Source organism: Nocardia gamkensis NBRC 108242, from assembly GCF_001612985.1.
Lineage (GTDB): Bacteria > Actinomycetota > Actinomycetes > Mycobacteriales > Mycobacteriaceae > Nocardia > Nocardia gamkensis.
In genome coordinates this window covers 1-21,022 of sequence record NZ_BDBM01000083.1, presented here as the reverse complement: position 1 = coordinate 21,022, position 21,022 = coordinate 1, and the positions used below count along the sequence as shown (strand labels likewise).

Genomic DNA, 21,022 nt, shown 5'->3' with positions numbered 1-21,022 from the left:
GTCCCGTCGGGCGTTGGGACGGCAAGCCGCGGCCGCGAATCTGGGACCAGCACCCGAGGCCGGGCATGTGGTCGACGTTGTTCCGCCCTTCGCGAGTGATCAGCGGGCGGAGCCGGATTCGGGCGCGTGCGACTGGGCCCGGCATCGGCGTGCCCACCCACCGACTGTCAGGGAGCTGCCGTGAGAATTTCGCAGAACACACGGGATCTGTGGGCCGTGCAGTATCGCGACTGCGCGGCCGAGCCCATCGATTTGGATTCGGACCGCGCCCGCTTCATTCTTCACACTCATGCCGCCCACGGCGGCGGATGTCTGCCCTACCTCGCGGCGATGGCCTACTCGTTCGGAACCGAGGTGTAGCCCGAGCATGCCCACCGAACGCCACACACCCATCCTCGCGCGTTCATCGCAGATGACAGCGGCTGCGCGACAGGATGTCTCGCTCTCCGGGCCGGATTCTCGGCTGCCTCGGATTCCGGACTGGCACGAGCTCTGCGCGGCATTTCGCGGCGTGACGGGCCACAACCCGGCCGACCATCTGATCACGCGGTGGGCGCAGGCGCTGGCGCATCTGCACCGCACCCGTCGCGTCATCCCCGAACGCGCGGCCGAAGTCGATCGACGCCGAGATGATGTGGTCGCGCTGATCGACAACTGGGTCAGCACCCACATTCAGCCACGGTGCGGCACGGAACGCATGGGGCCAGCCGTGGATGCGCTGGCCGCCGCGTACGTCGATGCCGAACTGACGCTGGCCGCCGCCGAGCACGCCTCCGAACCCGCCGTGCATGAGGCATGGATCCACGTCAGTGCCCTGGCTGTCGGCTGGGCTGACCTGATCACCGAAGTCGTCGACGGCCAACCACCTCCACCGCGGCCAACCGGGCGCGCCACTCCGAAACATCCCTGATCGAAAGGACACGCCAAATGTTCACCCTCGCAAAAGATCCCCAGTTCATTGCCACCTGTCAGGCCGAAGGCCTCGCCCCTGACACCGCCGCCCGGCGGGTCGAAACCGGCACCCTGGTGTTCCTGCGGTCGCAGGCGAGCCGACACATGACAGCCTTCAAACCGCTGCTCGTCGGTGAGGACACTCGCCGCAAAGTCGCCGCTCTTGTCGGACTGGGGCCGCGTGACCGCGACAGGCAGACCATCGTGGAAAGCATGGCGGTCATCCTCGCCGCCGGTCCCGACGCTGTCATGGACCTGACCACCAACCCTGAAGGGGTGGCGCTGCGCGCGGATTTGAAGGAAGTCATGGGCGTACCGCTCGGCGCATGCCTGACATACGACCTGTTCGCTGACCCGCGGAAAAAGCTGAGTCGCAACGAATTCCTGGACCGATTCGAGCTCGGGTTGGCCGCTGGCGTCGACTTCGTCCTCATCCACGCAGGCATCAACCCCGCCCTCGCGCAGATGAGCGAGAAATCCGACCGAATCATGCCCACGACCTCACGAGGCGGCGGATTGCTGGCCCGCTACATGCGCCTCCACCACTGCGACAACCCTCTGATCGAGTACTTCGACGGAATCCTCGACATCTGCCGCCGCCACGAAGTCGTCCTCGACCTCGGCGACATCTTCCGCCCCGGCGCCACCGCCGATGCGGGCGACGACCTGAAATGGCGCGAAATCCAACTGCTGGCCGAACTCCGCAAAAATGCGTTGAGCGCCGGGGTGCAGGTGTTGTGCGAAAGCGGCGGGCACATGCCGCTGCACCGCATTCCCGAACTGATCCCCGCCTACAAAGAAGCGCTCGGCGGTGCGCCGCTGTGGCTGGCCGGACCGATGGTCATAGACAACGGCGTCACCCTCGACGATACCGTCAACGCCCTCGGTGTCGCGGCGGCCGGACAGTGCGGCGGCGACATGTTCGCCTCCATCACCCACAACGAGCACTACGCCATGCCCACCGCGCCCGACACCGCCACCTCCATCCGCATGGTCCGTGTCGCCATCACAGCGCTCGACCTCGTACGCGGCTGGAAACCCGAAATCGCACGGCAACGCGCTATCAGCGTCGCCCGCCGCGCCAACGACTGGGACATCCAGCAAGGCCACGCCCTCTACCCCGGCCTGGCAGGCAACGCGTTCATCACCCACGGCCTGCGCAAAGGCGCGCCCTGCACAATCTGCGGCTCGTTGTGCCCGCACATCACCGCGAAAAAGGCCCACGAGGAAACACCCGTCCCCGCCCACCAGCCCGGACCCGTTCTGCTGCCCATGCCCACGCGGTCCAGCGAACCGGAGGCATGAAGTGGACACCACCACCTTGGCCGAACGCATCACCTCCCGACTCCCCCACGCCGCCGCCGTCGCCCGGGAAGCCTTCGATATCGCCGAAGACCTCCGCACGCTCGGGCACTGCGTACCCGCCGACGACTGGCTGATCGTCGGCGGCTCCCTGGCCCGCGGCGAACCCACCTTCATCCGCATCGGCGGTAAGCCGTTGCTGATCAGCGACGTCGACCTCCTCTACGTCCACTACGGAGACCACCCCTCAACCCAAGTCCACGACCTCATGGCCATCGCGGAGAAATACTTCGCCACAGTGGATTTGATGACTTTGCCGCTCAGCGACTACCTCGCCATCCAAACCTCCCTCGGGCACGACTTCAAGAATCTCGGCCTGCCCGTCACCGACCGCGGCCTACCCGAACACCACCCCGTCACACTCGACGTCCGCGACGCTTACGAAATACTGCTCTACTACACGCAGGCCTACTTCTGGCTCGGCCTCCACGACCAATGGCGCACTGGGGCGGCTTCCACGCACTTCCACCTGCTCATCAGCCGACTGTGCGTGAAGATCCTGCGAGCCACCGCCATGCTCGAGGGCGCCTACGCCCACCACGACTTCGGTCAGATGGCGCCGCACCTCGCCGAGCAGATGCGCGCCGAGCTGCGCTGGCGGGCCGACCCCACGCAGCCGCCGATGGATCCAGGACGATTCTGGACCTACCTCCACCACGCCTTCACCCGGTTCGACACCGAGTTCGGACAACCACGCCCTGACGCGGTCAACTACACCCGTTACGCCGTCACCAGCAGCGGCCGAATCGTCGCCCGCCACCACCAAACCGTCCACGCCCTCGCACGCGCCATGGCCGACGCATGGCACACCACACCCGGCCCGACCGCATTGACTACGGTGAAGCAGCGCGCCTGGGAACGCATCACCGGCTGGACCGGCAGCGCACGCCGCGAAAGCCCTGAAGACCACTTCCGCGCGCACAAACAAACCATCCACGACCACCTACTCGCCATGAAAGTGCAGGTCAGATGAAAATCCTGGTCACCGGGGGCGCAGGATTCGTCGGAGCCACCGTCACACGCCTGCTCCTCGACGCCGGACATAACGTCACCGTCATCGACGACCTCTCCCGCAACGACGACCGCCAAATCCCCCACGACGCCGAATTCATCAAACTGCGCGTCCACGACATCGCCCAAATCCTCACCCCTAACGCCGGCTACGACGCCGTCCTGCACTTCGCCGGACTCATCGCCGCAGGCGAATCCATGCACCACCCCGAATGGCACTGGGACAACAACACCCGCGCCTCCCTCGCCCTCCTCGACGCCATGCACACCGCTAACGTCAGCCGACTCGTCTTCTCCTCCACCGCCGCCGTCTACGGCGAACCCACCCACCTGCCCCTGCTCGAAACCTCACCCACCAACCCGGTCAACACCTACGGCGACACCAAACTCGCCATCGACAAAGCCATCACCACCTACACCCGCGCCCACCGACTCGGCGCGATCTCCCTGCGCTACTTCAACGTCGCAGGCGCCCACGACTGCGGCGACGGCACCATGATCGGCGAACGCCACAACCCCGAAACCCACCTCATCCCCCTCGCCCTCGACACCGCCCTCGGCCACCGCGACAAATTCACCCTCTACGGCGACGACTACCCCACCCCCGACGGCACCTGCATCCGCGACTACATCCACATCACCGACCTCGCCCACGCCCACCTCCTCGCCCTCAACCATATTCACCCCGGCGAACACAAGATCTACAACCTCGGCAACGGCATCGGCTACTCCAACCACCAAGTCATCCAAGCAATCCGAGACGTAACCGGAGTCCCGCTCGACGTCGAGACAGCACCACGACGACCCGGCGACCCCGCAACCCTCTACGCCTCCTCCGAACTCGCACAACGCGAACTCGGCTGGACACCACAGAAACCAGACATCACCGACATCGTGCGTGATGCGTGGAAGTTCCATAGTCGGCATTCGATGCATTAGCTCGAAGGCGGCGGCGCGCTGTAGAACCCGCCGCACAGGTGCCGCTCGCCGCGCCACGCGCGCCGACTCGGAAGAAGCGGCTCTCAACCCGACGGTTCAGTGAGCAATTCAGCGCAAGCGTCGTCTGCATCATCGACGCCAGCTCAGCCCTGCGGGGTGCTGCGCAGAAGCTGACAGGACAGCGCGCCCTTACCGATGAACCACGACGAACTCGAGCCTTCATAGCCGGAGAACTACGGTGTGACGCCTGTAACGGAAATGGCTCTGTCGCGACAGTAACTGCAGGTCGGAGTTGTCCGGTCGGCTCGTGTCGAGAATCGGAAGAGGGGTGACGAGATCGGCCTTGCCCGACTCACAGAACAAGTTGACGAGGGGGACGGCGATCCGTTCCACATTTTGGCGCAACTCGTACAGATCTATCCGTCGAGGGCGTACACGTGCGCCCGCCGATAGCGCTGATGCAGTTCACCACTGCTGCGCAGGACGGTCGGGTTCCACTCCATCATCGGCCGTACCGGTGAATCGGCCGGGATACTGTTCTGCCAGTTGCGTGGATCCGCGGGAAACCGCTCGGGATCATTGAGAATTCGAAGTGCGGCAGCGTAACCGATCACCAGGGTGGCCGGGACACCGGGCGCCAGTTCGATGGGAACCACCGAGCCGTGGCGATCCCGCATCGCGGCATACGCGCGATGCGGATCGTTCGCGAATTCCTCCGAGTAGATGCTGTAGCGCGGCCCCACTGCTCCGGTGGGCTCGCCGTGGATCATCGGGCACCTGCGGACGAACGCTGTCGCGGCGACACCGAGATGTAGTGCACGGTCAAAGACGAGGCTCCCATCGATGGAACAGATACTCGCCGAGTGTGACCACTCCTTGCAGGCAGGTACGCCGATCCACTCGGCGAACAGTGCTGTTCAAGAACAACTTTCGCCGATTCCTACATCTCGCGATGTCCGCGTCGAGCCATCGGCGATGGGGGCGTAGGTGTCAGCCCTGTGCACGGTACCGGTCCGAGCAAGGATGCACAGGAATTCTTGGCAATCCATTGAAGTCATCGGTGGACGGCTGCGGTCGGTGGACAGCCGCGACCGCTTTCGAGCCTGAAGAGTCTGTGCAATGAGTCATGGGAGAGTGGATCACCCTGCGCTACAGAAGCTCGATCCGATCAGGCTCGGGTAGTGCATGTGGGCGCTCGTCCGTATACCAGGCGTACTCGATTCCGCTGAGCCAGCCGTCCTCGACCCACAGAATCACCTCGCCGATCGGTGACCGCTCCACCGGCGAAGATCCCGTCCGGCGCACCGGATGCTCGCACCGCACCGGGCCGCACCGAAAGATCGACGCTGGGCGAACGGGCACCCCAGGTCGCGACGACCTGCGCATACGGCACCTGCGCCAGGTACTCGGTGGCGCCGGGAGCGTCCGAGGACAGCAGCTTGGTGACGACGCTGATTTCGAGATCGGTCAACGTTCGCGGCGGAATCGGGGCACTACTCATCGGTCTGTGGCCGCGCACATCGTTTCAGCTTTCGTCGGTGAACGGTCGCGACACCCTCGGGCCGCCTGGTCTCCGCTGGGGCGGATCGACTTCGATCCGACCTCGCTCGAGTGCGGCATACGCTTCGAAATCTTGGAGTTGCCAGCATATTCGGAGTTGGTCACAGCGTCTCGGTCGTCGACTACCGCGGTCAGCGTCTGACGTGGGCCGATCCGTCCGTGAGGAGTGCCTCGACCTCGGCGAGCGAGGCCATGGACGCATCTCCTGGTGTTGTCATGACAAGGGCTCCGTGGACTGTGCCGTAGGCAAGGGCGCGTTCGATCGAGGCGTCGGTGAGTAGACCGTAGATCAGTCCGGCGGCGAAGCCGTCGCCGGAGCCGACGCGGTCCAGGATATGCAGGCCGCGCATCCGGGGGCCTGTGATGAAGCCGGTCTCGGCGGTCCAGGCGGCCGAGGTCCAGTCGTTGACATCGGCCGAGGAGACTTCGCGCAGCGTCGTTGCCACGACCGAGGCGTTGGGAACCCGGTTCGCCGCCTCCAGTAGCGCGTCCGGTATCTCGTCGGCACTGAAGCGCACCTCGCCCGGGTGTGCGCCGGCCAGCGCCAGGGCACCCACGATGACGTCGGCGTGGCGGGCCAGTTGCAGGTCGACCTCGCGGGCCCGGTCCGGGCCGCCTCTGTCTGCCCAGATGCTGGGGCGGTAGTTGGGGTCGTAGGAGACGGTGAGGCCGTGGCGGCGGGCGGCTGCCATGGCCTCCTCGGCGACATCGATGGTGGTTTCGGACAGGCCGGCAAAGATGCCGCCGGTATGGAACCAGCGCGGGCCTGCCGCGAAAATGGCGGCCCAGTCGAAATCACCCTGGCGCAGTTGGCTGACAGCGGTGTGCGCGCGGTCGCTGACGCCGAGCGCGCCACGGATGCCGTAGCCGCGTTCGACGAAGTTCAGGCCGTTGCGGGCGACGCGGCCGATGCCGTCGGCCGGCACCCAGCGGATCAGCGAGGTGTCGACTCCTCCCTGGAGTATCAGGTCCTCGGCCAGTCGGCCGACGGCGTTGTCGGCGAGGGCGGTGACGATGGCCGTTCGCAGTCCGAAGCAGCGGCGCAGGCCTCGGACGACGTTGTACTCACCGCCGCCCTCCCAGACCTGGAAGGTGCGGGCGGTGCGGATGCGGCCCTCGCCCGGGTCGAAGCGCAGCATCACCTCGCCCAGGGCCACGACATCGGTCACGGCGTGCTCCGATCGACGGCCTCGGCAGTCAGCCTGCGGATTTCGTCGTACTCGCCTCGCTCCAAGTGCGTTGCGGTCGCCATCCAGCTGCCGCCGACGGCGAGTACCGCCGGGTCGGCGAGGTAGGAGGCCAGGTGGGAGTCCTGGATCCCGCCGGTCGGAATGAAGCGGGCCTGCGGGAAGGGCGCCGCGAGTGCCCGCAGTGTTCGCAATCCGCCGAGTGGTTCGGCGGGAAAGAGCTTGACGGTGGAGCAGCCTGCCCGCAGGGCACGCATCAGCTCGGTGGCGGTGGCTATGCCCGGCACCACGGGCAACCTCAGCTCCCGGCACTTTGCGACGACCTCGTCGTCGTAGCCGGGCGAGACGACGAAGCGGGCTCCGGCGGCCCCAGCCCGTTCCGCCTGATCCCTGGTAACTACGGTGCCCGCGCCGACTGTCAGGCCGCCGTGAGCCGCCATCGTCTCGAGTACCTGCTCGGCGCCCGGGGTGCGGAAGGTGACTTCGGCGCACCGGGCGCCTCCCGCCGCAAGCGCGTCGGCCAAGAGATGGGTCGTGGCCGGGTCGGTCACGGTCAGTACCGGCAGGATCCGAGAACCCTGCAACACGGAGTCCATTTCGACCGTCATCGACCGAGCCGTCCGCCGTTGACCGGTGGAACCACACCTGGGACGTTCGCGGCGGCGTTGGGAGCGAGGAAGACGGTTGCGCCCGCCGGGTCGCCTGCGCCCCTCCATCTATCGGCCGCGATGCGCTCGAGGGCCGCAGTGGTGCGCTGCGGATCGCCGCGCAGGGACTGGATGTGGGCGACGCGTACCACCGCGGCGTCGCTCGACGAAGACCCATCCGCTCCAACGACGACGACCAGACCACTCATATCGCCTCCACGCTGTTCGGTTCCGACCCCATCGGGCACTTCAACTCCGGGCATCACTCCGACCGAGACCGGCATGGGGTGGTAGCTCGTTGACCGGGAATCGTGGCGGTTGCCCGGTCAGAACCCGTACGGCCTCTTCAGCGGCGATGGTCCGTATCGTTGCGACAGATTCCTCGGAGTAGTAGGCGGCGTGCGGTGTGACGATGACGTTGGGCAGTTCGAAGAGGGGATTGGTCGCGCGCCACGCGCGCTGTTTCGCGGGCTCCTCCTCGAGGTCGTCCAGTGCCGCGCCGGCGATCCAACCTTCGGTGAGTGCCTGCTGAATCGCCGTGTCCTCCACGATGGGTCCGCGTGCGGTGTTGACAAGGATGGCGTTGGGCTTCATCCGGCGGAGCGTCGCACGGTCGAAGGTGTGGTGTGTCTGCGGCGTGAGCGGCGTTTGGACTATCACGTAGTCGGCACCTTCCACCAGGTCGTCGAAAGACATCGGCCGGACCTGGGACTGGCGGATCTCGTTCTGGTCGAGGAATGGGTCATGCGCCCAGACCTCGACACCGAACGCTTTCGCGCGTTCGGCGATGAGCCGTGCGATCGAGCCGAAAGACAGCAGGCCCAGCACCTGACCCCGCAATCTGTGGATGGGCTCTCCGGTCTTCCAGTGCCATTCGCCCGATCGGGTCGCCCGGTCGTACCGGCAGATCTTGCGGGCGGCCGCGAGCCAGAGCGCGACGGCATGATCGGCGACCTCTTCGGCGCACCAGTCGTTCGGTGCGTTCGTCACCTGGACTCCGTGCCGGGTCGCGGCGTCGACATCGACGATGTCCACGCCGGTGCCGTAGCGGGCGATCACCCGGCAGCGGGTCAACGCGCCGATGGCCCGCGACCCCACCTGTGCGTACTGGGTCAGGATGCCGTCGGCTTCGCGGCCCGCCTCGATCACCTCGTCCTCGCTTTTGCACTGCGCGGCGAGCATCCGAAGTCCGGCGCCTTCGACGATTGCGCGTTCGATATCCACATCGCCGAAGTCGTAGTCGGCGATCAGTATCGTTGCGCGGGAGTCAGTGTGAGTCACGGGGAATCCCCTTGGTGTGGACGAGGTCCTGGTACGACACGGCGAGTTCCAGGCAGCCCCCGCTGTCCAGCTGGCCGACTGTGGAACGGTAGATCTCCTGCCATGGTGTCTGGTGCTCCAGTGCCGGTGGCGTGTAGTCGGCCCACCGCGCGGCGATCTCTTCATCCGTCAGGAGGACGTCCACGCGCGCGTTGTCGAGGTCGATACGGATCCGATCACCGGTGCGCAGGATGGCGAGGTTCCCGCCGACCGCGGCCTCGGGGCTGGCGTTGAGGATGGACGGTGCGTCCGATGTGCCACTCTGCCGACCGTCTCCGAGTGTGGGCAGCGCGGTGATGCCTTGTTGGATCAGCGCGGCGGGAACCTCCATGTTCACGACCTCGGCGGAGCCCGGGTATCCGACGGGCCCGGTGTAGCGGATGACCAGAAGGCAGTCCCGGTCGAGGCCCAGCCCCGGGTCTTCGATGCGTGCGTGGTAGTCCTCGGGTCCGTCGAAGACGATGGCGCGCAAGTCGAACGCTGTCGAACCGTCGGGGCGCGGCATGCCGCGGGCCCGGAAGTCATCGGTGATGACCGATGTTTTCATGATCGCGGAGTCGAACAGGTTCCCGGTCATGACGAGTAGTCCGCCGTGTGCGGTGACGGGGTCGTGCACGGGGCGGATGACCGCCGGGTCGGCGGGCGGAACATCCGCGAGGTTCTCCGCCACGGTTCGACCGGAGACGGTTATGGCGTCACCATGCAGGTGGCCGGCTTCCAGCAGCGACCGCATGACTGCGGGGACGCCGCCGGCGCGGTGGAAGTCTTCACCGAGGAACTCTCCTGCGGGAGCGAGGTTCACCAGCACCGGAATATCGCGTCCGACGCGCTGCCAGTCCTGGTTGGACAAGTCCACCCCGACATGACGTGCGATGGCATTGATATGAATGGGCGTGTTGGTCGACGCCGCGATAGCCGATGCGACAACGATCGCGTTCTCGAAGGCCTGCAGTGTCATGACCTTGCGGGGAGTGAGGTCCTCTCGGACCATGGTCACCGCTCGGAAGCCGGTAGCGTAGGCCATTTGCGCCCGCTCGTTGTAGGGGGCCGGTATCGCCGCGCAACCCGGCAAGGACATTCCCAGGGCCTCGGCCAGGCTGTTCATCGACAGCGCAGTGCCCATCGTGTTGCAATGCCCGATGCTGGGCGCGGAGGCACTCACCCGCGCCATGTACTCGTCGTAGTCGATCTGCCCGCTTGCCAAGAGCCGCTTCGACTGCCAGATCACCAACCCGGATCCGGTCCGCATGCCGTTATGATAGCCGTTGAGCATAGGTCCTCCGGACAGGACGATCGCCGGGATATTCACCGTCGCCGCCGCGGTCAGGCAAGCGGGCGTGGTCTTGTCGCAGCCCGTCGTCAAAACCACTCCGTCGAGTGGATATCCGTAGAGCACCTCGACCAGTCCGAGATAGGCGAGATTGCGGTCCAGCGCCGCGGTGGGGCGCTTTCCGGTCTCCTGCAACGGATGCACGGGGAACTCGAACGGAATGCCGCCACCATCGCGGACCCCGTCCTTGATCCGGTCGGCGAGCTCGAGATGGTGCCGATTACAGGGGACCAGATCGTTACCTGTCTGAGCGATTCCGATGATCGGCCGGCCCGACTGAAGTTCGGCCCGCGTGAGGCCGTAATTGAGGAAACGCTCGAGATACAGAGCCGTCATCTCCCGGTTTCCCGCGTTGTCCCACCATGCCTGACTGCGTAGCTCCCCCGCGGTGCGCTTCGTCGGTGACATAGTGTAAGAGAATGACTTACGTGGGGCATTTCTCGTAGCAAGCCGGACCGACGGCGAGTCGGAGAAATACCGCGAAAGATATCGGACGCTTTCGCGGCCCCGAGGTGGCTGTCAACGACGGGTGCCCGCCGGCCCCGGTGATCCCGCGGGGTAATCGTCGAGCGGTATCAGGTCCCGTGACCAGGCCGAAATTATCGGGGTGACCACCCGCCACGCCTCCTCTGCCTCGTCGCCGCGGATGGACAGGGCCGGATTTCCGAGCAGCACGTCCAGCAGGAGCCGTCCGTAGGCGGGTAGGTCGGGGGGATGGATCGGTGCGGTCATGGTGACGGGGACCAGGGCGTCCACGGCAGCGCCGATGGCCGAGAGGGTGAGTGTGAGGTTTTCGGGATCGAGTCCGAACCGCAGGACGTTCGGTGCTGTCGTCCCGTGGTGACCGAAGGGCATATGGGGGACCGGACGGAAATGGATGGCGACTTCTTTGCGGTCGGCGGCGAGGGCTTTGCCGGTGCGCAGCAGGAAGTTCGTCCCGGCCCATCGCCAGTTGTCGATCGTCAAGTGGACTTCGGTGAAGGTCTCGGTGCGCCGTTGCGGGTCCACCCCGGGCTCGTCGGTGTAAGAGGGGACGTGGCGGTCTCCGATCACGCCGGCGCTGTAGCGGGCTCGGCGGGTGCGGCGCGGAATATCGTCGTCGGTCAGGGTGCGGATGGATCTCAGTACGTCCACCTTGCGATCGCGCAGATCGCGTTCGGACAGGGTGATCGGTGGTTCCATGGCCACCAGGCAAAGCAGTTGCAGGAGATGGTTCTGCACCATGTCCTCGAGCGCACCGACACTGTCGTAATATCCGGCGCGGTCCTCGAGGGTGAGGGTCTCGTCCCAGATGATCTCGACTTCGGCGATATGCGCGCTGTTCCAGAGTGATTCGAGCACCCGGTTGGCCAACCTGCTCCCGAGCAGGTTCTGCACAGTGGTCATGGCGAGGAAATGGTCCACCCGGAAGACGGCCTGTTCGGGAACGAGGTCGGCCAGCAGCCGATTGAGGGTTTCCGCGCCGGCGAGATCCTCCCCGAACGGTTTCTCGAGCACGAGCCGGCTGCCGGCCGGGAGATGCGCGGCGTGCAGTGTCCGGACCGCGGTGGGGAACAACGCCGGCGGCAGCGCCAGGTAGACGGCCACCGGTCCCGCGCCGGCGATTGTTTCGGCCACCTGCGCCGGGTCTTGTATATCGGCCTGGCGGTATCGCGCAGCCGTGAGTATCGCCTGCCGGGTATCGCCCGAGATGTCCGGCGAGTGCTGATCGAGCTGGGTCGCGGCCCACGTCCGGAACTGTTCGTCGTCCCGGCCCTTCCGGTCGGCGCAGACGACCTCGAAGTCCGCGCCGAGGCGGCCGGTCTCGTGGAGAGCGGCCAGCCCCGGTAGGAGATAGCGTCCGGTCAGGTCACCTGTGCCGCCGAAAATGACAAGTCGTCGGATCATCGTGTGGCCGCCTTTGCACGTGCGAGGTTCACGCCACTGGCGATGACGCCGATATGGCTGAACGCCTGCGGGAAGTTGCCCATGAACGCGCCGGTGGAGGGGTCGATCTGTTCGGAGAACAGGCCCAGGGGACTGGCGCGGGCGCACAGGGACTCGTAGAGCTGCTCGGCCTCCTCGATTCGGCCCTGGAGGGTCAGATTATCGATCAGCCAGAAACTGCACAGAACGAAGGCGCCCTCGTCGCCGGGCAGGCCGTCGGGCGATTCGTCGTGCAGATAGCGGTAGAGCAGTCCGCCGCCGGCGTCGAGGCGTTCGGTGATCGCCGCCGTCGTCGCCACCATGCGCGGATGGCCGGCGGGGACGACATGGCGCAGCGGCAGCGCGAGCAGGCTGGCATCCAGCGCGGGACCTCCGTCGAGATGGGCACTCAACCTCTGTGCCCCCTCGTTCCAGGCGTGCTCCAAGATGGACTCGCGGATGTGCGCGGCGGTGGCGCGCCACGTACCGACAGGCCCGGGTAGCCCGAAACGCTCGCCGATCGACGCGGCCCGGTCCAGCGCGACCTGGCACATCGCCGCACTGTAGGTGAACGTGCGGCCCTCGCTGCGGACCTCCCAGATCCCTTGGTCCGGCTGCTCCCATGCGCGGCCGGCCATATCCGCCAAACCGGCCAGACCGGCCCAGAGAACAGGCTGTAGCTCGCCACCGGCCCGCAGCCATTGGTCGGCGCAATCGAGGATCTCGCCGTAGAGGTCGTGCTGGCGTTGATCGGCGGCGCCGTTGCCCCACCGGACCGGCGCCGAACGCCGGTAACCTTCGAGACCGGCGTCCGCTACCTCGTCCGGTACCGGGTCGCCGTCGAGGTCGTACATGATGCGCGGCCGGTTTCCGCGTTCGACGGCGTCGAGGACCCAGCCGAGGAACGCGTCCGCCTCACCGTGAAAGCCGATGCGGCGGAAGGCGAAAACGGCGTAGGCGGCGTCTCGGATCCAGACATACCGGTAATCCCAGTTGCGGACGCCGCCGATCGGCGCCGGGATCGACGACGTAGGGGCGGCGATCACCGCCCCGCCGGCCCAGTGATCGCACATCTTGAGTGTGATCGCGGCACGACGGGCGAGTTGCTGCTGCGGGCCTGCGTAACTGCAGTCGTTCAGCCACGACCGCCAGGCATTCGCGGTTTCGCGGAGCATGGACGGCGCGTCGAACCGATGATGCCGGTGAAAACGCCCCCACGACAAGCCCAGGTCCAGCTGCTCACCCTGGGCCAGATCAAAGGTGTTCTGCGGCCCGGACATCGGCCGGTTGCTCCGCAAATGGAGCCGCTGCCGGGGCTGGGTGCTCGGGCGGATCTCCAAGCCGCTCAGCACCGGCCGTACCTCGGCACCGCCCCTCGGCAACACATCGACGGCCAAACGGACCCGGCCTTCGATGACCAGGGCGCTGCGAACGAGTTCCGCCCGGTCCGCGGCGGCATCCTCGGCGAGGTCGGCGCCCGAACGCAGGACCAACGCATCGGTCACCCGGACGACTCCGGTGGCGCAGCGCAGTTCGGTTTCCAGCACCCCGGTGTCCGGTCGATAGCGTTGGCGGCCCTCGCGCAGGTCTACCGGTGCGATGGTGAACGACCCGCCCCGAGCGTGATCGAGAAGTCCGCAGAACAGAGGTTCGGCGTCGAACCGTGGAATACACAGCCACGGAATCGAGCCGTCGACACCGACCAGGGCAGCAGTCGCGCCGTCCCCGATCAGCCCGTAATCCTCCAGAGGTAGATAACCGTCGACCCGGCGTATCGGCCGAAAGGGTGGATCGGGATCGTGCATCTCACCTCCTCCATGGCACACGGCGAAGCGGCGGCGGATCAACCGAACCGGATCCGCACTGTCAGGACTTCATCGAGTTTCATGTCCGACACTTCGAATGCCCGATTCCCTTCAGGACGAATGCTTTGATCGCCCTGCCTCTCCGACTCGAACAGTCGTAGAACGGCATACCGAAAGCGGACCACTGCCTATCCAACAGCCCCTCATCAGCGCGAACATACCCACCCAGCATCGCCCGAAACAGGAACTGAACGCCAGTCACGGTAGCGGCCAGGAGAGGGCGGTTCACGGATCGCCATATGCCCGCCGGACGGCGAACCTGCGCGGCGTCCTGCCCGTTTCCACACTGTGATCGCGCCGTGTGGTTCGGCGACCGGTGACCGGGTAGACGCCCGGGAGTATCGCAGCCGCACGGCACCGGAAGGCGGAAACAGATGCGGCACATGCCCTCGGGCACCCATATCGTGGTGGGCATCGACGGATTCGACACCTCACCGGCAGCCGCCAAGTGGGCAGCCGCACTCGCCGGAAAACTCGCACTGCCGCTGCATCTGATGCATTCGACGACGGTGCGGGGACTGATACCCGACTACCCCGGCGCAACCACCTGCGAAAGGTGAGAGGCATGCAGTCCACCCCTTCGCCGCGCTACATCGTGGTCGGCGTCGATGGCTCGCAGACGGCCCTGGCGGCGGCCCGATGGGCGTCGGTGTTCGCGGGCGCGCTCGCGCTGCCGCTGCACCTGGTGCACTCCTCACCCCCGCCTGCGCCTGTCGACGGGGCGGCGTTCGACTATGCGGCATCGTCGGAGGTGCACAAGGCGCACCGGGAGGAGGTGCTGGCCGAGGCCGAAGCGACGCTGCATCGGCATTCGCCGAATACCGGTCTGGTATCGATCGCGGCGGACCATTCGCCCGCGAAAGGCCTGCTGGAAGCGGCCGAGCGGGCCGAGATGATCGTGCTGGGCGCGACCGGAGCCGGATCGGTCGAACGGTGGTTGCTGGGGTCGACAGCGCTACGGGTAGCCAACCAGGCACTCTGCCCGGTCGCGGTGTGGCGCGGCGATCCGGCGAACGTCTCCGTCGACGACCGCCCGATCGTCGTGGGCGCCGAAGGAAGCCCGTTCTCGGCGCCCGCGACCCGGCTCGCATTCGAATGGGCGCAGTTGTTCTCGGTCCGGGTCACCGCCGTACGGGCGTGGAGTGACAACACCGCGGTCCTGGCTTCCGACCCGACCTCCCTGCATATGCTGGGTCCGGCAGCAATGGCCATCGACTGGGAAGCCATCGCACGCGCGGAAGCCGGGCATCTCTCCAAGATCATCGCGCCCTACCGCCGCGAATATCCGGACGTCGCGGTGGAGGAACGGTCCCAGCGCGGATCAGCACCCCGCCAGCTCTTGGATGCCCTCACCGACGCACAGATGGCGATCGTCGGCAGCAAAGGCTGGGGCCGGATCCGCGGAGCCCTCCTCGGTTCCACCAGCCAGAGCCTGCTCCACCACGCTCGGACCCCTGTGGTCATCTACCGCGGTACCGACACATGAGCACCACCAGCCCCCGTGCGGATCACGTGTTCGAGCCGGGTGACTCGGTCGTTGTCGGTGTGTCCGCCGAGCATGTCGGTGGCGGCGGTGATCGGCGGGGCGTTGCCGGTGAGCATCAGCGCGACCGAGAGCGCCGGCCGGAGTTGGCGTTGCCGAGGACCCCGATTCCAGGACCGAGGCCGGCTCGTCCAGCCCGAGACGGGCCGCCGGATCGAACTCCGGGCCAGGTCTGCGGGCCGTCACGACGGCCCGTGTCCGACTACGCACGGCGCTGCTGGAAACCATCGGCCTGCCGAGGCCGCGGGCGGACTCACGCCCGCCGACTCGAAGCTTTTGGTACGGGGGCCGACCGGCGAGAATCATCCACCAATCAGCCCGCAGCGGGAGCGGAATCTCATAACTATGGCGGATCCGCATATCACCGTCACACATTCTGAGATTCCGACACGCGTTCTGAGATCCTACAGATCGAGCAGACGCAGCTCAGGGCCGGTCGAATGCCCCGTCGCGCGCCCCCGACACGAACACGTCCCACTCCGAAGGCGTGAAGACCAGCACTCCGCCGTGAGGATTCTTCGAGTCGCGAACCCCGACGCGCCCGCCGTCCAGATGCGCGATCTCGACGCAGTCACTACCGGCGGAACTACGAGTGCTCTTGAACCAGCGCGCTCCGGATAGATCAACGGACACAGTCGAACTCCTTCGCTGCCTGCCGCAGCAGGCGTTTGCTACTCGGCACGTCCAACGCTACCCGCTGCATCACCTCGATTGCAGCTCGATAGCGGCGAACAGTGCTCGGTCGCTCCAGATAGATATCACCGGTGTAGCTCTGGACGTAGACCACTGGTGGCTCCAGCGCCCGCCCGGCGTTGTCTGCCGCGAAGTCCAGAATCGTGAACGGTCCGGTGGAAGTCCCCAGCGGATACCCTGCCCCGAATGGAAGCACCTGCACGCGAACGTTCGGCGGCAGGTCCGCCAGGTGCCGCAGCTGCACTGACATGACGTGGGGGCTGCCGACCACTCGCCTGGTCATTGCTTGGTCCAGCAGCAGCATCGCGTTCAGCGGGGCGATATCGCGGGTGATCAGCCCTTGCCGGTTGCGCCGAACCCTAACCCTCCGCTCGATCTCCTCGGCTGTATCCATCGGGAAGTACACCCGGTCGAGTGCACGCGCATACTCGGGGATCTGAAATATTCCGGGCAGTAGATCTGGACGGTAACTCGTGAGATGGGTGGCCGCCGCCTCCATCTGGATGTAGGCGTTGAAGGTCGGATTCACCTGATCGGGAAACTCGTCCAACCACGACGGCGTCCTCCCCTGCGCCGCTAGCGATTTCAACACCGGCAACATGTCCACCCGCTGATACAGCCTGCACAGCCGCCGCAGATCTTCCTCTCGTACGACCACGTTCGGCGCACCGGTTTCCAAACGGTGCAGCGTCCCCGCCCCGCGCCCGATGGCCCGCGCCGCCACTTCGATGGACAGTCCCGCCTCCTGCCTCATCCCGCGCAGGCAGCGGCCGAGGCTGCGGTGTGGAACGCCTCCCGTCCCGCGAATATCGGCTTTGAGCTGCCGGATACCGGCGCTCGAATCGTTCTCCCCCATACTGTTTGCTCCCTTCCGTGGAATATTCACACCGGCCGACTGGAATGTTCCCAAAGTCGTTGTGGAAGGCCTTATTTCGTCCTGCCGGAGGCTATTGTGCAGGGTCGCTGGAAGGTGTCCAGGGCTTTTGCCACTTTCTGCCGCGAATTCGCGCGGGAATGTCCGTACGGCCCGCATCCGGTGCTCCACTGGCCACGTGATCGGCGCGGCGTGCCTCCGCATTCGCCGCCACCGGACAGTGGGAGGACACATGACCAACGCACTACCGCAACGCGTTCCGTTCCCCCGGGCTCGCGCCCCCTACAAGGGGGTGCCGCTGCCCGTGCTCGAGCGCTACGCCGACGCGCTGCGGCAGTGGGCCGACACACCCGAACGTCCCGGAGGCGGGGTGCCGACCCCTCCCCCGCCTCCGGTGACCCTCACCGAAGCCCTGTCATGGACCGAATGACCCGGCATCGGCCCGTCTACGCGCGCAGGTCGTGACCGTGCGCCACTACCACGTCACAGCGCACTGCTGCGGCCCACACTGGCTCATCCACGTACCCGCCGTGGACCGCTGGACGGTGACCGAAGACAAGTCCACGATCCGATCCACCGCCCGCCAGATGATCGCGACGACGACCGGACACGACGACAACCCGTTCGCACTCCACCTCGTCGCGGGCAGAGCGTTGCGCGACGCGGAGGAGTTCGCGGTGGGATACCGCGTGCTGACGCGCTGGCAGCCGCCAGGGAAACAGGCTTGACCGGGGGCGCGTAGTTATCGGGCAGAAGTGCCGAAAATAGATTTATGCCAGCACTTTTCAGGGTCGCGGAACCAAGGGCCGATTCGACTGTTGTCGAGCTGGCGAAGTTGGGCCAGTCGATGCGGTACCGGTAGAAGAGGGCCATGAGCTCTCGGAGGGAGTCGTCGTCCACCGGGGTCTCGACGATGATCTCCAACGTGCTGAGTCGGCCACCGTGGGAGCGGACCGAGGGGATCCTGTCGAGCCAGTCGAAGAATGCCGCCTCGTCACCGCGCGAGTAGTACCAGACGTCGGTCGCCTCCAGCACCGCCGATCCATCGCTCCATTCGCCTTCTCCTCGGATCGCAGCAGCAGTCGTCATATCTTCCGAGTGCCTCCCGAGTATCAAACGACTGGCCTAACTCGACGTGCCGAAGACGGCGTCATGCCAGTAACTCTCGGGTTTACGGAACCATTCGCCGATCCGTTCCGTGTCGAACACTCGTAACTGCGACATGTCGACGTGGTATCGATGAAACAGGGATACGAGCTCGTATACGGATTCGTCATCGGCCGTGGCGTCGACTTTTATGTAGAGCGTTCGCAGCTCACCTTCGTATGACCGCACGGCAGGAATCTTGTCGAGCCACTCGAAAAAGGCCGCTTCATCGAACGGTGACCCGTACCTTACTCCGGACGCCTCCAGCGCGATCTCACTGTCGTTCATCGCCGTTTGCCTCCTGGATAGATGTTGTCATAACTGCCGTCCTTGCCCTGCACATCCCAGTGGGGTCCACCATGGGCGACACTGCCTTGCCCGGTCGGCACCCACACATTTCCATCGGCATCTTCCCAGCCGAAACGAGGGCCCTTGGGACTCGGATTCGGCACCCACCGGTCACCGCCTTTCGGTGGCACGAATCCTTCCGCTTCACCTGGACGGCCCGGCGCCTTCGGCCCGTCGGGATCGTAGGCATTGGCCGGAGGCTTGTAGTTGGCGTTGAACGTCGAGTCACCGGCGATGGACAGGATGGTCAGTCCGGTGATGGTGGCGAGTGCTCCTACGGCCAGTGCCGCGGTGCTGAACTTGATCCCGGCCAGTGCGGTGAAGAACGACCCGACGGCGCCTGCGATGGCGTTCGCGGCGGTGTCCAGTGCGGGGCCCTCCACCGTGGCCGCGCGCGGGTTGCGGATTGCCACGGCGGTTACCGCGATGACGACCGACGCGACGACGAGCGTTGCCGCCACCTGGGTGTTGATGTCCGCGCGAACAGCGACGACAGCGGCGTGGTGGCTGGTTGTCGATTTCGCGAGATCGTCGGCGACCAGCTTGATGTCGTCCGCGTTCTTCGCCAGTGTTTCGAGGTGGCCGGTCAGGTTCGGGATGTCGGGTGCGTCGAACTTGCCGAGTCCGGCGGCGACGACTCGCAGGCGGGGTCCGGCGGCGAAGATCGTGTTGTTGTCGGCGAAGGCTGTCCACGCCTGCGCCGCACGATCGAGCTTGTCTGTGTCGCCATCGGGGACCTTGTCACCCGCAAGCTTGGCGACGACCCTGTCGTACAGCTCGGGAAATTCGGTCTCCAGTCCGGGGCCGTTGTTCCGCGACGACGCGACGCCGACGACAACGCCTGCACCATAAGGCAATTCGGAGGGAATGGTGCGCGGGCAGGCTGGACCGGTCCCCTTGTTCGGGTCACGATTTGCCGCGTAGTTGGAACATTCCCAGTTGTAGCCCGAGGCGATCAGGATGTCGCCGAAATGCTGCAACGCCCTGGCGAAGTTGGTCGCCGCGGTGGTGAAAGCACCCGCGCGCTCATCGTAGGCCGTGGACCACGCCTTCGCGGCCTGGCAACTCCCGGCCATACCGCTGGTTTCGAGCAACGCCGTCTGCAGCGGGTTGTACGCGGATTGGAACTCTCTCGACAGCTTGTAGCACTCCTCCGCAGCCGTGTAATACGTCTGCGGCGCAACAGTAGCCACGTCATCCCCCTGTCATGCGCAGGTTCACGGCCGCCGCGTCAGAGTAGGAGGCGTGTGCCGTCCGGGCGGCCTGTTCCATCTCAGCCAGTCCGTCGAGCAGTTCGCGTGCCGCTGCGACCCAGACCTGATGCTCCTCGGCGTATGCCGCCGCGGCCGCGCCCGTCCACTGCCCACTCTGCATGAGCCCCTGCACAGTGCGGTCCAATTGATCGAGATGGTCGGCGAAGAACTCCTTGAAGCCGCGGGCGCGGGCGGTCACCTGATCGATGTGATCGAGATCGAACGCGAATTCAGAGGTCATGCCATCAGTCCAACTGGAGCGAGCTGATCGGCGCCGCGTTGAAGTTGTCCTGATCCTGTAGCGTCGACACACTGACGCCGAGCTTCGATGCCAGGTCGGTGAGCGCATCCCATGCCTTCATCGCGCTGTCCTGCATGTCATCCCACCCCTCGCGATAAGCATCGGCGGCGCTTCCCTTCCAGGTGTCGAACAAAGCCTGGACCTCACGGTCCAACGCTGTCGATCCCGATCTCAGCTGTTGAGCGACGTCATAAGCCTGCCTGCCGACCGCCGTCACCGCATCGGGGATCATGTTCAGTGGTTGATCGTTTGTCGCCATGGTTCTCTCCTCCCCGGCCCCCATACCATCGCCCTGACCCTACCCGCCCTCCGCAGCGCTCATCAGGGCTTCTCCAAAGGAAGGAAAGGCGTACTTTGACGATCTGGAGTGACGCAGAGTGGGGCCGGGGATGATTTCGGTTCGGCCTGAACGAGAGGTTTCTCTCAATGGCGAGCAGTTCAAAGCGGTTCGACAACTCACTCTGCAAATAGCGAATGTTCGGGAAGACCTCCTGATTCCCTTGGGCTGGAACGCCGGGGTCCAGGACCATCTGCAGCGACTTGTCCGCTCCGTGCCCCGCCAACTGGACGCGGAGGCGCGAGTGAGAGTGGTCGCCTACGAAGGCGAGGGGGCCAACGAGGAGGCAGCAAACTCGACCGGTGAGCTCGTGCGGCACGTGCCGACATCCATCGCCGATGTGTGGCCACGCCTGTTGGATCTCACCTTTCAGTTTCTGGGCAGCCAGGAAGCGCGCTACCGAACCGGCTTCTACGAAGAGGAGATCAACGACGCGCTGGCGGCAATTGG

The 21,022-nt window shown here is 65.8% G+C and carries 26 protein-coding genes; 11 read left to right on the top strand and 15 right to left on the bottom strand.

Annotated elements, in window-relative coordinates:
• The 6 genes from NG1_RS37965 to galE form a co-directional block, all read left to right on the top strand.
• Positions 1-184: hypothetical protein (locus NG1_RS37965; protein ID WP_218019027.1), on the top strand; the 184-nt coding region annotated here is incomplete at its 5' end.
• The gene (locus NG1_RS33870) at positions 181-360 is read left to right on the top strand and encodes a hypothetical protein (RefSeq protein ID WP_062977803.1); all 180 of its coding nucleotides are present in this window, start codon (positions 181-183) and stop codon (positions 358-360) included. The genes NG1_RS37965 and NG1_RS33870, both read left to right, overlap by 4 nt.
• A 7-nt stretch (positions 361-367) precedes the next feature.
• Positions 368-910 (top strand): hypothetical protein, encoded by a 543-nt coding sequence (locus NG1_RS33865; protein WP_062977801.1) that lies wholly within the window; start codon positions 368-370, stop codon positions 908-910.
• Between the two features lie 17 nt (positions 911-927).
• Positions 928-2,256 carry a phosphomethylpyrimidine synthase ThiC gene (locus tag NG1_RS33860; RefSeq protein ID WP_062977799.1) on the top strand — a complete coding sequence of 443 codons (1,329 nt, stop codon included), beginning with the start codon at positions 928-930 and terminating at the stop codon, positions 2,254-2,256.
• A 1-nt stretch (position 2,257) separates the two neighbouring features.
• The gene (locus NG1_RS33855) at positions 2,258-3,286 is read left to right on the top strand and encodes a nucleotidyltransferase family protein (RefSeq protein WP_062977796.1); all 1,029 of its coding nucleotides are present in this window, start codon (positions 2,258-2,260) and stop codon (positions 3,284-3,286) included.
• On the top strand, positions 3,283-4,263 hold the full coding sequence (gene galE / locus NG1_RS33850) for a UDP-glucose 4-epimerase GalE (RefSeq protein WP_062977795.1): 981 nt from the start codon (positions 3,283-3,285) through the stop codon (positions 4,261-4,263). Before NG1_RS33855 ends, galE begins: the two co-directional genes overlap by 4 nt.
• A 416-nt stretch (positions 4,264-4,679) precedes the next feature.
• Here galE and NG1_RS33845 read toward each other — a convergent pair whose 3' ends face one another.
• The 9 genes from NG1_RS33845 to NG1_RS33805 form a co-directional block, all read right to left on the bottom strand.
• Entirely contained in the window at positions 4,680-5,033 is a 354-nt protein-coding gene (locus NG1_RS33845) for a cytochrome P450 family protein (protein ID WP_062977793.1), read from the bottom strand.
• Positions 5,034-5,431: 398 nt separating this feature from the next.
• Entirely contained in the window at positions 5,432-5,734 is a 303-nt protein-coding gene (locus NG1_RS33840; RefSeq protein ID WP_245660170.1) for a hypothetical protein, read from the bottom strand.
• A gap of 220 nt (positions 5,735-5,954) precedes the next feature.
• Positions 5,955-6,980 (bottom strand): sugar kinase, encoded by a 1,026-nt coding sequence (locus NG1_RS33835; protein WP_210751000.1) that lies wholly within the window; start codon positions 6,978-6,980, stop codon positions 5,955-5,957.
• An 8-nt stretch (positions 6,981-6,988) separates the two neighbouring features.
• Positions 6,989-7,618: a bifunctional 4-hydroxy-2-oxoglutarate aldolase/2-dehydro-3-deoxy-phosphogluconate aldolase gene (locus NG1_RS33830; protein WP_062977789.1), complete on the bottom strand. Its 630-nt coding sequence runs from the start codon at positions 7,616-7,618 to the stop codon at positions 6,989-6,991.
• Complete coding sequence (locus NG1_RS33825; protein ID WP_062977788.1) at positions 7,615-7,866, bottom strand: hypothetical protein; 252 nt, start codon at positions 7,864-7,866, stop codon at positions 7,615-7,617. Before NG1_RS33825 ends, NG1_RS33830 begins: the two co-directional genes overlap by 4 nt.
• A 40-nt stretch (positions 7,867-7,906) precedes the next feature.
• A complete protein-coding gene (locus NG1_RS33820) occupies positions 7,907-8,938 on the bottom strand; it encodes a C-terminal binding protein (protein ID WP_062977787.1) in 1,032 nt (343 codons plus the stop codon).
• On the bottom strand, positions 8,925-10,715 hold the full coding sequence (locus NG1_RS33815) for an IlvD/Edd family dehydratase (protein ID WP_062977785.1): 1,791 nt from the start codon (positions 10,713-10,715) through the stop codon (positions 8,925-8,927). The genes NG1_RS33820 and NG1_RS33815 overlap by 14 nt, the downstream gene beginning before the upstream one ends.
• A gap of 111 nt (positions 10,716-10,826) precedes the next feature.
• On the bottom strand, positions 10,827-12,194 hold the full coding sequence (locus NG1_RS33810; RefSeq protein ID WP_062977783.1) for a glucose-6-phosphate dehydrogenase: 1,368 nt from the start codon (positions 12,192-12,194) through the stop codon (positions 10,827-10,829).
• Positions 12,191-14,017: a glycoside hydrolase family 15 protein gene (locus NG1_RS33805; RefSeq protein ID WP_062977781.1), complete on the bottom strand. Its 1,827-nt coding sequence runs from the start codon at positions 14,015-14,017 to the stop codon at positions 12,191-12,193. Before NG1_RS33805 ends, NG1_RS33810 begins: the two co-directional genes overlap by 4 nt.
• 434 nt (positions 14,018-14,451) lie before the next feature.
• Between NG1_RS33805 and NG1_RS33800 the strand changes: the two genes are divergently transcribed.
• Both NG1_RS33800 and NG1_RS33795 read left to right on the top strand, forming a co-directional pair.
• Positions 14,452-14,637, top strand: a complete 186-nt coding sequence (locus tag NG1_RS33800) for a universal stress protein (protein ID WP_062977779.1) — start codon at positions 14,452-14,454, stop codon at positions 14,635-14,637.
• Between the two features lie 5 nt (positions 14,638-14,642).
• A complete protein-coding gene (locus NG1_RS33795) occupies positions 14,643-15,563 on the top strand; it encodes a universal stress protein (protein WP_062977777.1) in 921 nt (306 codons plus the stop codon).
• Positions 15,564-16,046: 483 nt separating this feature from the next.
• Here the strand turns inward: NG1_RS33795 and NG1_RS33790 are convergent, their stop codons facing one another.
• Together NG1_RS33790 and NG1_RS33785 are read right to left on the bottom strand one after the other, a co-directional pair.
• Entirely contained in the window at positions 16,047-16,253 is a 207-nt protein-coding gene (locus tag NG1_RS33790; RefSeq protein ID WP_062977775.1) for a DUF397 domain-containing protein, read from the bottom strand.
• A complete protein-coding gene (locus NG1_RS33785) occupies positions 16,243-17,223 on the bottom strand; it encodes a helix-turn-helix domain-containing protein (RefSeq protein ID WP_245660169.1) in 981 nt (326 codons plus the stop codon). The genes NG1_RS33790 and NG1_RS33785 overlap by 11 nt, the downstream gene beginning before the upstream one ends.
• A gap of 196 nt (positions 17,224-17,419) precedes the next feature.
• On the opposite strand from NG1_RS33785, the gene NG1_RS33780 reads away from it, so the two are divergent.
• Complete coding sequence (locus NG1_RS33780; RefSeq protein ID WP_062977773.1) at positions 17,420-17,617, top strand: hypothetical protein; 198 nt, start codon at positions 17,420-17,422, stop codon at positions 17,615-17,617.
• Between the two features lie 31 nt (positions 17,618-17,648).
• Positions 17,649-17,915 (top strand): hypothetical protein, encoded by a 267-nt coding sequence (locus NG1_RS33775; protein WP_062977771.1) that lies wholly within the window; start codon positions 17,649-17,651, stop codon positions 17,913-17,915.
• 397 nt (positions 17,916-18,312) lie between these two features.
• Here the strand turns inward: NG1_RS33775 and NG1_RS38685 are convergent, their stop codons facing one another.
• The 4 genes from NG1_RS38685 to NG1_RS33755 are packed head-to-tail and all read right to left on the bottom strand — an operon-like array spanning position 18,313 to position 20,494.
• Positions 18,313-18,621 (bottom strand): hypothetical protein, encoded by a 309-nt coding sequence (locus NG1_RS38685; RefSeq protein ID WP_062977769.1) that lies wholly within the window; start codon positions 18,619-18,621, stop codon positions 18,313-18,315.
• Positions 18,618-19,874 carry a polymorphic toxin type 37 domain-containing protein gene (locus NG1_RS33765; protein ID WP_062977767.1) on the bottom strand — a complete coding sequence of 419 codons (1,257 nt, stop codon included), beginning with the start codon at positions 19,872-19,874 and terminating at the stop codon, positions 18,618-18,620. The genes NG1_RS38685 and NG1_RS33765 overlap by 4 nt, the downstream gene beginning before the upstream one ends.
• Before the next feature lies 1 nt (position 19,875).
• On the bottom strand, positions 19,876-20,175 hold the full coding sequence (locus tag NG1_RS33760; protein WP_062977765.1) for a WXG100 family type VII secretion target: 300 nt from the start codon (positions 20,173-20,175) through the stop codon (positions 19,876-19,878).
• Between the two features lie 4 nt (positions 20,176-20,179).
• The gene (locus tag NG1_RS33755) at positions 20,180-20,494 is read right to left on the bottom strand and encodes a WXG100 family type VII secretion target (RefSeq protein ID WP_062977805.1); all 315 of its coding nucleotides are present in this window, start codon (positions 20,492-20,494) and stop codon (positions 20,180-20,182) included.
• A 322-nt stretch (positions 20,495-20,816) separates the two neighbouring features.
• On the opposite strand from NG1_RS33755, the gene NG1_RS33750 reads away from it, so the two are divergent.
• Positions 20,817-21,022: hypothetical protein (locus NG1_RS33750; RefSeq protein ID WP_157114406.1), on the top strand; the 206-nt coding region annotated here is incomplete at its 3' end.